The 13,190-nt window shown below is 65.2% G+C and carries 14 protein-coding genes; all 14 read right to left on the bottom strand.

Annotated elements, in window-relative coordinates; genetic code table 11:
- Nucleotides 1-7: 7 nt before the first annotated feature.
- Nucleotides 8-421, bottom strand: coding sequence for a helix-turn-helix transcriptional regulator (locus IVB48_RS27935; RefSeq protein WP_007598327.1), 414 nt, complete (start codon nt 419-421; stop codon nt 8-10).
- Between the two features lie 210 nt (nt 422-631).
- Nucleotides 632-2,245: an apolipoprotein N-acyltransferase gene (gene lnt / locus IVB48_RS27930; protein ID WP_247285126.1), complete on the bottom strand. Its 1,614-nt coding sequence runs from the start codon at nt 2,243-2,245 to the stop codon at nt 632-634.
- Nucleotides 2,242-3,360: a hemolysin family protein gene (locus IVB48_RS27925; RefSeq protein WP_027514682.1), complete on the bottom strand. Its 1,119-nt coding sequence runs from the start codon at nt 3,358-3,360 to the stop codon at nt 2,242-2,244. Before IVB48_RS27925 ends, lnt begins: the two co-directional genes overlap by 4 nt.
- A gap of 1 nt (nt 3,361) precedes the next feature.
- Entirely contained in the window at nt 3,362-3,871 is a 510-nt protein-coding gene (gene ybeY, locus IVB48_RS27920; protein ID WP_018455806.1) for an rRNA maturation RNase YbeY, read from the bottom strand.
- A gap of 61 nt (nt 3,872-3,932) precedes the next feature.
- On the bottom strand, nt 3,933-4,991 hold the full coding sequence (locus tag IVB48_RS27915; protein ID WP_081747794.1) for a PhoH family protein: 1,059 nt from the start codon (nt 4,989-4,991) through the stop codon (nt 3,933-3,935).
- A 4-nt stretch (nt 4,992-4,995) separates the two neighbouring features.
- Nucleotides 4,996-6,384, bottom strand: coding sequence for a tRNA (N6-isopentenyl adenosine(37)-C2)-methylthiotransferase MiaB (gene miaB, locus IVB48_RS27910; RefSeq protein WP_247404961.1), 1,389 nt, complete (start codon nt 6,382-6,384; stop codon nt 4,996-4,998).
- A 189-nt stretch (nt 6,385-6,573) separates the two neighbouring features.
- Nucleotides 6,574-7,254: an HAD family hydrolase gene (locus IVB48_RS27905; RefSeq protein ID WP_247404957.1), complete on the bottom strand. Its 681-nt coding sequence runs from the start codon at nt 7,252-7,254 to the stop codon at nt 6,574-6,576.
- The gene (locus IVB48_RS27900) at nt 7,254-7,709 is read right to left on the bottom strand and encodes a Fur family transcriptional regulator (protein WP_007598312.1); all 456 of its coding nucleotides are present in this window, start codon (nt 7,707-7,709) and stop codon (nt 7,254-7,256) included. Before IVB48_RS27900 ends, IVB48_RS27905 begins: the two co-directional genes overlap by 1 nt.
- Nucleotides 7,710-7,747: 38 nt before the next feature.
- Nucleotides 7,748-8,233: a ribosomal protein S18-alanine N-acetyltransferase gene (gene rimI, locus IVB48_RS27895; protein ID WP_247357440.1), complete on the bottom strand. Its 486-nt coding sequence runs from the start codon at nt 8,231-8,233 to the stop codon at nt 7,748-7,750.
- Complete coding sequence (gene tsaB, locus IVB48_RS27890; RefSeq protein ID WP_247285131.1) at nt 8,230-8,925, bottom strand: tRNA (adenosine(37)-N6)-threonylcarbamoyltransferase complex dimerization subunit type 1 TsaB; 696 nt, start codon at nt 8,923-8,925, stop codon at nt 8,230-8,232. Before tsaB ends, rimI begins: the two co-directional genes overlap by 4 nt.
- Nucleotides 8,926-9,098: 173 nt before the next feature.
- Complete coding sequence (locus tag IVB48_RS27885; RefSeq protein WP_247404955.1) at nt 9,099-9,668, bottom strand: NifU family protein; 570 nt, start codon at nt 9,666-9,668, stop codon at nt 9,099-9,101.
- Nucleotides 9,669-9,841: 173 nt separating this feature from the next.
- On the bottom strand, nt 9,842-10,336 hold the full coding sequence (locus IVB48_RS27880; protein WP_247404952.1) for a universal stress protein: 495 nt from the start codon (nt 10,334-10,336) through the stop codon (nt 9,842-9,844).
- A gap of 107 nt (nt 10,337-10,443) precedes the next feature.
- Nucleotides 10,444-11,496, bottom strand: coding sequence for a tryptophan--tRNA ligase (gene trpS / locus IVB48_RS27875; RefSeq protein WP_247404949.1), 1,053 nt, complete (start codon nt 11,494-11,496; stop codon nt 10,444-10,446).
- Between the two features lie 73 nt (nt 11,497-11,569).
- Nucleotides 11,570-13,120 carry a murein biosynthesis integral membrane protein MurJ gene (gene murJ / locus IVB48_RS27870; protein ID WP_247404945.1) on the bottom strand — a complete coding sequence of 517 codons (1,551 nt, stop codon included), beginning with the start codon at nt 13,118-13,120 and terminating at the stop codon, nt 11,570-11,572.
- Nucleotides 13,121-13,190 lie beyond the last annotated feature (70 nt).

Here is a 13,190-nt window from a genome sequence, read left to right as displayed (position 1 = left end):
TGGCGCGTCAGCGCTTGTCGGGGCCTTCGCGGGCCGCGATCTGCTCGACGAGATCGACGATCGAGCGGCGCATCTTCGAATCGGTGATTCGGGTGAACGCCTTGGTCAAGGCGAGTCCTTCGGAAGTCGCGAGGAAATCCGAGACGTAAGACGGCGATGCGCCTTCTGCGAAGCCGTCCGGCCCCGCCACGCCGCTCGGACCGCCCTCGAACAGGAACGACACAGGCACCTGGAGAATTTCGGCAATTTGCTGGATGCGGCTCGCGCCGACCCGATTTGTGCCCTTCTCGTATTTCTGAACTTGTTGGAAGGTCAGGCCCAAAGCTTCACCGAGCTTTTCCTGGCTCATGCCCAACATGATGCGGCGCATCCGCACGCGACTGCCGACATATTTGTCAACAGGGTTGGGCGCTTTCGACATTTCCTCAGCCCTCCAAACATCACCTTCGGCGCAATCAGGAATGCCTCAGGTGTAAGCAACGTCAAAATCAGACCCTGTTATTGGAAAACATTGCGGAGAAATTTAGCAATGCCCACTGTCTTTTGCAGCCGGTGCAGAATGAGGAGGCCGCGTGCAGTCTGTCAACCGTGGGACTACGGTTGTCAAAAGTTATCGGCCGAGGCTGCGTGATCAGGGATGCCGTTTGGCAACACGTCGGCGGACCGCCCAAAACACGGCGAGCGCGACAAGCATGGCCGCGGGTACATCGCCCACGCGCGCATAGATGGTCGGCGGGATCGCGGCGGGCAGATTTGCATCCAAAATGCCTTCGATCCCGAGACCGAGGCTGGCGACGATGCGTCCCACCGGATCGATCACTGCGGAAACGCCGGTATTGGCGGAGCGAACCAGCGGCAATCCGAGCTCGATCGCGCGCATCCGCGCCTGTTCGAGGTGTTGGTAGGGGCCGGTCGAGATTCCGAACCAGCCGTCATTGGTGAGATTCACGATCCAGCCCGGACGTTCATTGCGTCCAGCCACCTCGCCGGGAAAGATTGCCTCGTAGCAGATCAGCGGCAGCGCGGAGGGCGCGCCGGGGACCGCCAGCGCATGCCGCACGGTGCCGGGAATGAAGCCACCGCGCACACGCGTGAGTTGCTCGAAACCGAGCTTCTCCATCAGGCCCTGGTAGGGAAGAAATTCGCCGAACGGCACCAAATGCAGCTTGTCGTACACAGAGAGCACGCTGCCGTCGTGGTCGATCACGTAGATCGAATTATAGGCGCGGGTGATCGGCGTGCCCCGCGGCAGGTCGGGCGCGCGGACCGAGCCCGTGATCAGCACCGTGCCCTTGGGCAGAAGCTCCGCGATTTGCGCCATCGCATCGGCTTCGCGCGTCAGGAAGAACGGAAAGGCGGATTCCGGCCAGATCAGGATGGTGGCATCGCGCACGCCGGTCGATTGCGGTCCGGAGGCGCGGTCCGACAAGGCCAGATATTTCTTCATCACCTCCGCCTTGGCGGCGTAGTTGAATTTCGCGTCCTGCTGGAGATTCGGCTGCATCAGGCGCAATTTGGTGCCGGCGACCATCGTGGTCGGATGGAGCGACAGGCGGATCGCGCCGAAGATACCCATGACCAGCAGGAGCGCCAGGGCCGCGGCCGGTGCGCGCCACGCCAGGCGGCGATCGGGCGTGCGGTCGATCAGCGCCGCGGGGCTTGCGAAGATCGCAACCGTCAGGAACGTCATGCCCCACAGGCCGATCAGCGACGCCGTTTGTGCCAGCGGCAGCGGCTCGGACAGCGCATAGCCGAACGCGTTCCAGGGGAAGCCGGTCAGCGCATGGCCGCGCAGCCATTCGGTGATGGTGAGACTTGCCGCGAGCGCAAGCACGCGCGTGGCGTTCTTGGTCCAGAGCAGACGGGCGAGCGCAAAGCCCATTGCCGTGAAGATGGACAGATAGGCCGGCAGGCCCAGCACGGCGAACGGCGTCAGCCAGGCGAACACATCGGCATCGACGAAGAAGGCGTAGCCGATCCAGTAGAGGCCGGGCACGAAATAGCCGAGCCCAAACCAGTAACCGGTCAGCGCCGCGGCGGGGACGCCGCGATATCGTCCGGCGCCGGCGCCGTCGATCAGCCAGACCAGCACCGGGAAAGTGATGAACAGCACCGGGAAGGCGTTGAACGGCGCCAGCGCGAGCACCGAGAGCGCACCGGCAGCCATCGCGACGAGCGCGCGCTTCCATCCCCAGGTCAGGATGATGGCAAGCGCGATCTGGCGAAATCGCTGGAAAGCGCTCACTGCGGACCGGTCCCGTCGCTGGGCGGCGGGGTGGGCGTGTCGCTGGCCGTCGGCTGGCTGCCATCCGGCGCAGCCTCGCGGCGCCGGCTCTCGCGCTGGGTGCGCGGCGCGGGGCGCTCCTTCCGTGTCGAGATCCGCAGCCGCTTGACCCGGCGTGGATCGGCATCGAGCACCTCGATCTCGTAATGGCCGGGGCCCGAGATCACCTCGCCGCGCACCGGCAGGCGCCCGACGAAGCTGACGAGATAGCCGCCCAGCGTCTCCACTTCCTCGCCGGCCTCCCCGGTGACGAAGTCCTCGCCGATCACGGTGCGGACGTCGTCGAGGCTGGCGCGGGCGTCGGCGATGAAGGCGTTGTCGGGCAGCCGCACGATCGAGGGCGGCTCGTCGCTGTCATGCTCGTCGTCGATCTCGCCGACGATCTGCTCGACGATGTCCTCGAGCGAGACCAGCCCGTCGCTGCCGCCATATTCGTCGACCACCAGCGCCAGATGGATGCGAGTGGCCTGCATCTGCGCGAGCAGGTCGATCGCCCGCATCGACGGCGGCACGTAGAGCAGCTTGCGGATGATGCGCGCTTCTTCGAGCGGCAGCGCGAGATCGACCGTACGCAGATCGAGCCCGGCCGGCAGCGGTTTCTTGCGCTTGGTTTTCGTGACCCCCGACACGCGCGCACGCGCGGTCATGAAGGCGAGCAGATCGCGGATATGGACGATGCCGACGGGATCGTCGAGCGTCTCGTTGTAGACCACAAGGCGCGAATGGCCGGCGCTCTCGAAACGGTCCATCAACTCGCCGAGCGGGATGTCGCGCTTCACCGCGACAATGTCGGCGCGATGCACCATGACGTCGGCGATGCGACGCTCGTGCAGGCCGAGGATGTTGCGCAGCATGGTGCGCTCGACCGTCGAGAAGCCGGTGTCGTCGGGCGTCGTGGCGTCGAGCACGACCTGGAGGTCGTCGCGCACCGAACCCGCCTTCCAGCCGAACAACGTCCGGATGGCGCGCAGCAGCCAGCCATCGGCGGTCGGGCGCATCACCTCGCCTGAGGTCACCACGACCGGTAAATTGGCCGTGTTGCGCGGATTGTCCTGAATCGGGTCGGAATCCGGCATCTCAATGCGTCCCTGGGCGGTCGGCATAGGGGTCGGGAATGCCGAGATGAGCCAGGATCTCTCGTTCGAGCGCTTCCATTTCCTCGGCGTCGTCTTCGTTTTCGTGGTCGTAGCCGACCAGATGCAGGAAACCGTGCACGGCGAGATGGCTCAAATGATGATCGAACGGTTTTTGTTCCTCGTCCGCCTCACGCCGCATGGTCTCGTAGGCGATCGCAATGTCGCCCAGCATGCGCGGCGCATCGCCCGGCTTCCAGTCGCCTTCCGGCTGCAGCGCGGGAAACGACAGCACGTTGGTCGGCTTGTCGATGCCGCGCCAGTTGCTGTTCAGCGTGCGGATGCCGGCATCATCGGTCAGCATTACCGCCACTTCCGCCTCCGCAACGTCTTCGTCGACATTCTCGGCGGCGGCCGCCACGGCGCGCTGGATCACGGCTTCGGATTCGGGCTCCCGCTGCCAGCAATCGGCGACGACGAGGACCTCGGTGATGGGAAGGTTGGGGTGTGACATTGTCCTTGTTCCGAACGAAGGGGCGCCGTGTCCGCGCCCATATGGTCCGGTTGCTGCCTCGTCAGGATTTACCGGCGGCCGGCCGCTGCGGCGACCCTTCGTAGGCGGAGACGATCCGCGCCACGAGCTCGTGGCGGATCACGTCTTCGGCCTTGAAATGAACTTGCGCAATACCTTCGACGCCGCTCAGCAGGCGCGTCGCCTCGGCGAGGCCCGAGGTCTGGCCGTTCGGCAAGTCGATCTGCGAGGGATCGCCGGTGACGATCATGCGGCTGTTTTCGCCAAGGCGGGTCAAAAACATCTTCATCTGCATCGACGTGGTGTTCTGCGCCTCGTCCAGGATGATGGCCGCGTTGGTGAGCGTGCGACCGCGCATGAAGGCGAGTGGCGCGATCTCGATCTCGCCGGTCTGCAGCGCGCGCTCGACAATGCGCGCGTCCATCAGGTCATAGAGCGCGTCGTAAATCGGGCGAAGATAAGGATCGACCTTCTCGCGGAGATCGCCGGGCAAAAAGCCGAGCCGCTCGCCGGCTTCCACCGCCGGGCGCGACAGGATGATCTTGTCGACTTCCTTGCGCTCGAACAGCTGCGCGGCATGCGCGACCGCGAGCCAGGTCTTGCCCGTGCCGGCGGGGCCGATGCCGAACACCAGCTCGTGGCGCTTCAGCGCGCGGATGTAGGAATCCTGCGCCGCCGTGCGCGCACGCACCGGGCGCTTGCGCAGATTGATGCTGTCGAAGGTGGATTTGGCCGATTTGGCATCGAACTCGAACAGCGAGCCCTGCGCGATCACGGCACGGATCGCGCCCTCGACCTCGCCCTGGTCGAGATCCTGTCCCTTCACGGCCTGGGCGTAGAGCGTCTCCAGCACCCGGCGCGCGGCGTCGCAGCCGTCGCGCGAGCCGCCAATCGTGATGTGGTTGCCCTTGGAATCGACGACGACGCCGAGCCGCCGTTCGATCTGTGCCAAATGCTGGCCATAAGGGCCAACTAGCGCGGACGCGGCGCGGTTGTCGTCGAAATCGATGACGACCTGGGTCTCGGGCGGAACCTGCATGTCGCGGTCAAATTTGCGGCTGGGAGCGATGGAAGAAGACGAATCCGATGCGCTTTTGGGCAAGGGTTCAGGCTCCAGTGGCGATGGGTGATAAAGCGGGCTCGTGCGCCATGGCGAGCTCACCGAGGAAGCTGTAGCGTTCAAGGCTGTCGATCCGGACCGGCAGGATTTGTCCGATGATGTCGGGCGAGGCCATCACATGCGCGGGCTGGAGGAATGCGGTGCGGCCGACGATCTGGCCGTCCTTGCGGGCCGGACGCTCGAACAGCACATCGACCGTTGAGCCAATCGCAGCCTTGTTGAAGGCCGATTGCTGGCTGTCGATCAGTTCCTGGAGCCGCTCCAATCGCTGGTCCATCTCGGAAGGGGACACCGTCTCCTGCATGTCCGCGGCCGGCGTTCCCGGCCGGGCGGAGTATTTGAACGAATATGCCGCAGCGTAGCCGATTTGCGTGACGAGCGCGAGGGTGGCGAGAAAATCTTGCTCGCTCTCGCCCGGGAAGCCGACGATAAAATCTGATGAAAAAGCAATGTCTTGGCGTGCGGACCGGAAACGGTCGACGACACGCCGATAATCATCGGCGGTATGTTTCCGGTTCATGGCGGCCAGAATCCGGTCCGAGCCCGACTGCACCGGCAGGTGCACGAAGGGCATCAGCGCGCCGAGATCGCGATGGGCTGCAATCAAGCTGTCATCGACATCGCGCGGATGGCTGGTCGAATAACGCAGCCGCGCGACGCCCGGGAGCGCCGCGAGGTGCTCCAGCAGCCTGCCGAGCGGCCAGCTTTTTCCGTCCGGTCCCTCGCCGTGATAGGCGTTGACGTTCTGTCCGATCAGCGTGAGCTCGCGCACGCCGTTCTCGGTGAGCCGCTTCACGTCGTCGACGATCTTTGTCACCGGCCGCGAGACTTCCGAGCCACGCGTGTAAGGCACGACGCAGAAGGTGCAGAACTTGTCGCAGCCTTCCTGCACCGTGACGAAAGCGGAAATGCCGCGGGCGCGGATCGTGCCGGGCTTGGGCTGGGCGAGGAAGCCGAACTTGTCCTGAGCCGGGAATTCGGTCTCGATGGCGCGGCCCTCATTGCCGGCGCGCTTCAACAGCTGCGGCAAATGATGATAGCTCTGCGGACCGACGACGACATCGACTGCGGGTGCACGGCGCACGATCTCCTCGCCCTCGGCCTGTGCCACGCAGCCCGCGACCGCGATCTGCATGGTGCGCCCATCGCGCGCGGCGGCGTCCTTGGCGACGCGCAGGCGGCCGAGCTCCGAATAGACCTTTTCCGAGGCCTTCTCGCGGATATGACAGGTGTTGAGGATGACGAGATCGGCGTCATCAGCGCTGGCCGTCTCCACGAATCCTTCCGGGGCCAGCGTGTCCACCATGCGCTGGGCATCGTAGACGTTCATCTGGCAGCCATATGATTTTATGTGCAGCTTGCGCGGCGGCGTCATGGAACCCGGAATTGAGGTGGGAGGACCGCCCTCAGATATAGGCTGGCGCCGCGGAAATCCAGCGATTGGGGGTCTTTGGGCTGTCAATCCGGGGCGACCGCCGGCGGGAGCCTGGAATCCCGCCAAAATCTATGGATTCGGGGCGCACGTGCGCCCCGGTCGCCAAGTGCCCTGAGAAAGTGCCCTGAATCAGCCCGCCAGGGTATCCGCCGCGACCCGCCGGACCAGCTCCGGTAATTGCCGCATATCGTCGAACGTCAATCCGGCCCCGGCGGCCCGGAGCCTTTCAACATGGCCCGGCGGGCAATGGCTGCCACCGTGAAAGCCGAGCACGGTCATCCCGGCGGCATGCGCGCCGGTCACCCCGGGGACGCTGTCCTCGATCACGAGGCACCGCTCCGGCGCGACTTTCATCTGCGCGGCGGCGAACAGAAAAAGATCGGGCGCGGGCTTGCCGCGCGCGACCTGGCTTGCGGAAAAGATGTTCGGAGCAAGCAGATCGTAGAGACCGGCGCAGGTCAGGCCATGATGGATCTTCTCCGGCGTGCCGCTCGACGCGACGCATTTGGGCAAATCGATTGCGCCAATCGCTGCGGCCACATGGGTGATCGGCTGCAAATCGCTGGCATAGAATTGCAGCGTCGCCGCATTCACTTGGCTCTCGAGATCGTCGGGAAGGTTGCGGCCGATCTCCTGTTCGACCATTCGCCGTGCGTCTTTCTCGGATACGCCGAGAAAGCGGACCAGCACCTGCTCCGATGTGATCGGATAGCCGTGCCTCGACAGCACATCCGCATGCGCGCGACAGGAGATCACCTCGCTGTCCACGAGCACGCCATCGCAATCGAAGATGACGAGATCGATGGCCACTAACTTGTGGGTTTGTCGTCGTCGAGCGGGACGCAATAGAGTTCGAGCCGATGATCGACCAGCTTGTAACCGAGCTTGCGGGCGATCTCCGCCTGGAGCTTCTCGATCTCCTCGGAGGTGAACTCTATCACCTTGCCGTCGCGCAGGTTGATGAGGTGGTCGTGATGGCTGTCGCGCATCTGCTCGTAGCGCGCGCGGCCTTCGCGGAAGTCATGGCGCTCGATGATGCCCGCATCCTCGAACAGTTTGACGGTGCGATACACGGTCGAGATCGAGATCTTGTCGTCGACGGCGACGCAACGGCGATACAGTTCCTCGACATCGGGATGATCGACCGCCTCCGCGAGCACGCGGGCGATGACACGGCGCTGCTCGGTCATGCGCATGCCGGTGGCGGCACAGCGCGCCTCGATGCCGGATGCCTTGGAAGCGGGAGAAGGTTTAAGACCAGTCATGTGATGTCCGCCTGACGGGGCGCTTTCTGCCATCAATGTTACGACAAGTCACGTCGCATCAGAAGTGCGTTCAATTGTTCCCCGTTCGGCTGCTTATAGTAGCGTTCGCGGCGTCCGACCACCATGAATCCGGTTCGGTCGTAGAGCCGCCGCGCCGGCTGGTTATTTTCCTCGACTTCGAGAAATATTGTGCGCACGCCGCGGCCTGCCAGATGGCCGAGATGGGTCATCAGCAACGTGCGAGAGAGGCCGCGTCCGCGATGGGCCTGGTCGACCGCGATCGAGAGGATCTCCGCTTCGTCCGCGCCGATCCGCGACACCGCGAAGCCCACGGTCTTGCGGCCGAGGCGCAACCGATGCACCAGCGTGTTGCGCTCGCTGAGCATGCTCTCGAACTCGCCTTCGCCCCAACCGCGTGCGAACGAGGCGCCGTGGAGTTGCGCGAGCCGTGCGACGTCGCGCGCGACAGCCGGCTCGACGACGGCCGTATCGCCGCGCCACCATTCCGAGAACCATCTCATCATGAGCTTGCGGCTTGTGCTGCAAGCGGCAGTTGTGTGGACGGCTTTGCGTCGGGCGCTCGCAGGTAGAACGGCCGCGCCGGATTTGTCGCGGGATCGGCCGCGGCGCCAAGCCATGCGACCCAGCCGATGTCAGGCGCGGGCTGCGCGTCGACCGCGACCGGCTGCGGCACATCTTTCGGCCAGCGCTCGGCGAGGATCTTCGCGGCATTGCCGACCAGATGCGGCGCGCCGAATTGCGACGCCGCGATCGCTTCGTCGATGGGAGCGACGGCTGGCCGTACCAGCTGGCTGCCGTCACCAGCCACGATCTGGAAGTAGACGTGATCATGCCGCGCGTCGATCGCCGAGATCACCGGCGCCGCTCCGCTCTGGCCGACGACGGCGGCGGCATAGGCCGACAAGGTGGTCAGGCCGACGGCGGGCCGCTTCGCAGCAAGCGCCAGGCCCCGGGCCGCCGAAATGCCGACACGCAGGCCGGTGAAACTTCCGGGGCCCATGGTGACCGCGACGCGGTCCAGCGCGGTGAAGGCGAGATTGGCTGACTGCATCACGCGCGCGATCATCGGCATCAGCGCTTCGGCGTGGCCGCGCTTCATCAGAAGCTGCTCCTGTGCGAGGAGCTGGCCGGAATCGGTGTCGAGAACGGCGACCGCGCACGCTTCCAGCGCGGTATCGATGGCAAGGATCAGCATAAGGCGATCATAGCATTGGCAATCGCATGATGCCCAATGTTCTTGCCATCATGGCCGGGCTTGTCCCGGCCATCCACGCCTTTGCGCTACAACAACGTGAATACCGCGTGCCCGGTCAGACCTCGTCGGACATGGTGGGCACGCTCGCTTTTGGCCGCCCTAAGGCAGCTCGCTTACATCGGCCGGACTTCGACCACGTCGGGGACGAAGTGCTTGAGCAGGTTCTGGATGCCGTGCTGGAGCGTCGCGGTCGACGACGGGCAGCCGGCGCAGGAGCCCTTCATGTTGAGATAGACGATACCGTCCTTGAAGCCGCGGAAAGTGATGTCGCCGCCGTCATTGGCGACCGCGGGCCGCACGCGGGTCTCGATCAGATCCTTGATCATGTCGACCGTCTCGGCATCGGCCTCGTCGAAGAATTCGTCCTCGTCGTCGAGATCGACATCGCTCGCGGCGGCACCGTCGGCGAGCAGCGGCGCGCCGGACATGTAGTGCTCCATGATGGCGCCGAGGATCGCGGGCTTGAGCTGCTGCCATTCACCGTCCGCCTTGGTCACGGTGATGAAGTCCGATCCGTAGAACACGCCGGTGACGCCGGGGACCTCGAACAGCTTTTCGGCGAGCGGCGAGCGTGCGGCCGATTCGCGATTGGCAAATTCCATCGGACCGCCGTCGACCACGACGCGGCCGGGAATGAACTTCAGCGTGGCGGGATTGGGGGTGGCTTCGGTTTGAATGAACATCGTTTTCTCCAGACGTCGCCGGTTCAAGGCCGGCGCGTGCTCTATCCACTAGCAGATGGCGACGGCGAACGCACGGTCAAGGGGTAAGTTCGCCGTTCACCTGTTAAATCAGCGGGTTAGGGTGCCCGCTTATCCCTCTCCCGGCCAACGAGGCGAGGCGAAAGAGCAGCAGTCTAGGACAGCGAATCCACGCTCTGGTCGCTCAGCGCGCCGGAAATGACCGTCACCGGCACCGGGAACGTGCCCAGCGCGTGCGCGAGCAGCGAGACCAATGGCCCCGGGCCTTCCGCGCCCGGATTCGCGGCGAGCACCAGCATGGCGATGTCGGGGTCCTCGTCGATCAGCGCCAGCAGCTGTTCCATTGCGGCGCCTTCGCGGATCACCCGTTCCGGCGTGATCGCGGCGATGCCGTTGGCGCGGCCGGCGGCACGGTCGAGCGCGGCTTCTGCCGCCTCCTGCGCCTCGGCGCGCATGATGTCCGCAACTCCAAGCCATTCCTGGCTCTGCTGTTCGGGCTCGATGATGCGGAGCATCACAACGCCGCCACCGGCGCGGATCGCCCAGCGGCTGGCGTAATAGACCGCGCGATCCCATTCGGCGGTGTCGTCGACGATGACGAGGTATTTGGGCTTGTGACCCGGCTCGAAGCAAAGTCGCTTGCTGGTCATGCATGTCCCGGAATGTGCACGGCTGACATGCTGCCACACTCCGTCTCGCTTGGGGAGAGCAGAAGCGGCCGGCGCCGTGGCGTCGGCCGCGGTTTCGCGAACGCGCCTCAGCGCCGGCGAATGAAGCCGACGATGTCCTTCGAGAGCTTCATGGTCTCGTCGGCGATCGCACGCGCGCGGTCGGCGCCGTCGTTCAGGACAGCGTCGATATGGCCGGGGTCGGCGACGAGGCGCTTCATCTCGCCGGCGATCGGCGCGAGTTTGGTGACGCACAAATCCACCAGCGCGTTCTTGAAGCTGGAGAACTGGCCGCCGCCGAAATCCCTGAGCACGTCAGCCTTGGAGCGGCCGGAGAGCGCGGCGAAGATGCCGACGAGATTGTCGGCCTCGGGGCGCGCTTCCAGACCCTTCTCTTCGGTCGGCAGCGGCTCCGGATCGGTCTTGGCCTTGCGCACCTTCTGCGCGATGGTGTCGGCGTCGTCGGTCAGATTGATGCGCGAATTATCCGACGCGTCCGATTTCGACATCTTCTTGGTGCCGTCGCGCAAGCTCATGACGCGCGTCGCGGGGCCCGTGATCAAGGGTTCCGGGAGCGGGAAGAACAGGCCGTCATTGGCGCCGAGGTTGCGGATCGAGTCGCCGAAGTCATTGTTGAACTTCTGCGCAATGTCGCGCGACAGCTCGAGATGCTGCTTCTGGTCCTCGCCGACCGGCACGTGGGTGGCGCGGTAGAGCAGAATGTCGGCCGCCATCAGCACGGGATAGTCGAACAGACCGACGGACGCGTTCTCGCGGTCCTTGCCGGCCTTCTCCTTGAACTGGGTCATGCGGCCGAGCCAGCCCATGCGCGCGACGCAGTTGAAGATCCAGGCGAGCTCGGCGTGGCCCGAGACCTGGCTCTGGTTGAACACGATGTGCTTGCTCGGATCGATGCCGCTGGCGATGAACGCCGCGGTGACCTCGCGGGTGTTGCGCGCGAGCTCGACCGGTCCACCCCAGACGTCCACGCCCTGCGTGATCGCGTGCATGTCGACGACGCAATAGATGCAGTTGTGGGTTTCCTGCATCTTCACGAAGTTGACGATCGCGCCGAGATAATTGCCGAGGTGCAGATTGCCCGTCGGCTGGACGCCCGAAAAAACCCGTTCAACGAATGCCATGGCAGCTTCCCTGCAAGATACGGGGCGTCGTTTCCAACAGCGACGCTGCCCCGTCAAGGGAATTTCGCTAAACTCAGGCGCCGGGATCGGGCTGGGCGGGTCGCTTCAAGGCACCGGCGGCCTCGCGCCAGGATGCGACGCGGAGGATTTGCAGGAGCAAGCCATAGACGACGATTCCGGTGGCGATCTGTGAGCCCAGCGCAATGAAGCGGATGAGCCCATGGGCCTGTGCAGGCAAGAGACCCGCGGTCAGCCATAGCAGGCCGCCCATGGCGAGCGCGGCGAGCACGATTCGCGGCAGCCGGTTGCGGGCGCTGGCATCGACCGAGAAGCCGAATTCACTGTTGCCTTTCCGGAGCAGCGAGATCGCACTGCTCCAGGCGCCGGCGGCAATGCTGGCGGCGATCCCGCTCGCGCCGAAGAAGTGACCGAGCAGGATCGCGAGCGCGACCGCGACCACGAACCCTTTCGCGGTCGCCAGCAGCGGCGTCATCGTGTCGCTGCGGGCAAAATAGGCCGGGGACAGCGCCTTGATCAGCACATGCGCCGGCAGTCCCAGCGCCAGCCACACCAGTGCATGCGCCGTGGCCGCGCTGTCCTCCGCGCCAAAGGCGCCGTGTTCAAACAGCAGCCGCACGATCGGCTCGGCCAGCACGATCAGGCCGAGCGTCGCCGGCAATGCCAGCCCGGTCGCGAGTTCCAGCGCACGCGATTCCGCATAGGCAACCGCGTCGCGGTCACCGCTCCTCACCGCGCGCGTCAGCTCCGGCACCAGCACCGTGCCCATGGCGACCCCGACAATACCGAGCGGCAGCTCGATCAGGCGGTTGGCGAAATAGAGCCAGGAGACCGCGGCGGGCGTGGCGGAGGCGATGATCGCGCCGGCAACCATCAGCCATTGCGGGCCGGAGCTCGCGATCATGCCCGGGATCGCCTTGGCGAAGAAGCCGCGCATGTCCTTGTCGAAGCTCACGCGCAACGGTGTCGCCAGACGCGCGCTTCGCTGCGACAGCAGCATCAGGAGCTGTAACAGGCCGGCGATGCCGACGGTGGCCGCCAGCATCCACGCGGCGACGGTTGGATCGGCGTGCCACAGCAGGAGGGCCGTGATCGCGGCGATCAGGGCGATGTTGAACAGCAGCGGCGAGAACGCGGTGAGTGCAAAGCGCCCCTGCGCGTTGAGCAGGCCCATCAGCACCGTGACGGGTCCCGCGAAGGCGAGATAAGGCAGCATCAGCCGCGCATTCTGGACGGCGAGATCGAGCGATGCGCTTCCGACGAAGCCCGGCGCGATAATCATGACGGTCAGCGGCATCAGAAGCGCAATCACGATCGAGCTCGCGATCAGGCCCGCGCTGACCGTACCCAGCACGCGTCCCGCGAACGCCGACGCAGCCGCCTCGCCTTCGCGGTCACGAACGCGCAGCCAGGCCGGGATCAACGCCGCATTCAGGGCGCCCTCGCTGAGCAGGCGCCGCACCACATTGACGAGCTGAAATGCCGCCAGAAACGCGTCCGCCACGGCGCCGGTGCCGAGCAGCGCCGCGATCAGCGAATCGCGTGCGAAGCCCAGCAGCCGTGAAGCCAGTGTCCCCGTCGAGACGGTCAGGAAGGAGCGGATCATCGGAACTGCATAATACCGTTGCTTGCCCGCGAAGGGCCGGTCGTGATAGGCCGCGAACCAGATTTCAGAC

Source organism: Bradyrhizobium sp. 76 (assembly GCF_023073025.1).
Taxonomy (GTDB): domain Bacteria; phylum Pseudomonadota; class Alphaproteobacteria; order Rhizobiales; family Xanthobacteraceae; genus Bradyrhizobium.
The sequence above is the reverse complement of the archived record's forward strand: the minus strand, read 5'-3'. Positions and strand labels throughout refer to the sequence as shown.

What these genes read in the sequence shown, in the direction of transcription:
- IVB48_RS27935 (WP_007598327.1), bottom strand. Translation starts at nt 421, where the DNA reads ATGTCGAAAGCGCCCAACCCTGTTGACAAATATGTCGGCAGTCGCGTG.
- IVB48_RS27885 (WP_247404955.1), bottom strand. Translation starts at nt 9,668, where the DNA reads ATGTTCATTCAAACCGAAGCCACCCCCAATCCCGCCACGCTGAAGTTC.
- IVB48_RS27900 (WP_007598312.1), bottom strand. Translation starts at nt 7,709, where the DNA reads ATGACTGGTCTTAAACCTTCTCCCGCTTCCAAGGCATCCGGCATCGAG.
- murJ (WP_247404945.1), bottom strand. Translation starts at nt 13,120, where the DNA reads ATGATCCGCTCCTTCCTGACCGTCTCGACGGGGACACTGGCTTCACGG.
- rimI (WP_247357440.1), bottom strand. Translation starts at nt 8,233, where the DNA reads ATGATGAGATGGTTCTCGGAATGGTGGCGCGGCGATACGGCCGTCGTC.
- IVB48_RS27925 (WP_027514682.1), bottom strand. Translation starts at nt 3,360, where the DNA reads ATGCCGGATTCCGACCCGATTCAGGACAATCCGCGCAACACGGCCAAT.
- miaB (WP_247404961.1), bottom strand. Translation starts at nt 6,384, where the DNA reads ATGACGCCGCCGCGCAAGCTGCACATAAAATCATATGGCTGCCAGATG.
- IVB48_RS27880 (WP_247404952.1), bottom strand. Translation starts at nt 10,336, where the DNA reads ATGACCAGCAAGCGACTTTGCTTCGAGCCGGGTCACAAGCCCAAATAC.
- trpS (WP_247404949.1), bottom strand. Translation starts at nt 11,496, where the DNA reads ATGGCATTCGTTGAACGGGTTTTTTCGGGCGTCCAGCCGACGGGCAAT.
- ybeY (WP_018455806.1), bottom strand. Translation starts at nt 3,871, where the DNA reads ATGTCACACCCCAACCTTCCCATCACCGAGGTCCTCGTCGTCGCCGAT.
- tsaB (WP_247285131.1), bottom strand. Translation starts at nt 8,925, where the DNA reads ATGCTGATCCTTGCCATCGATACCGCGCTGGAAGCGTGCGCGGTCGCC.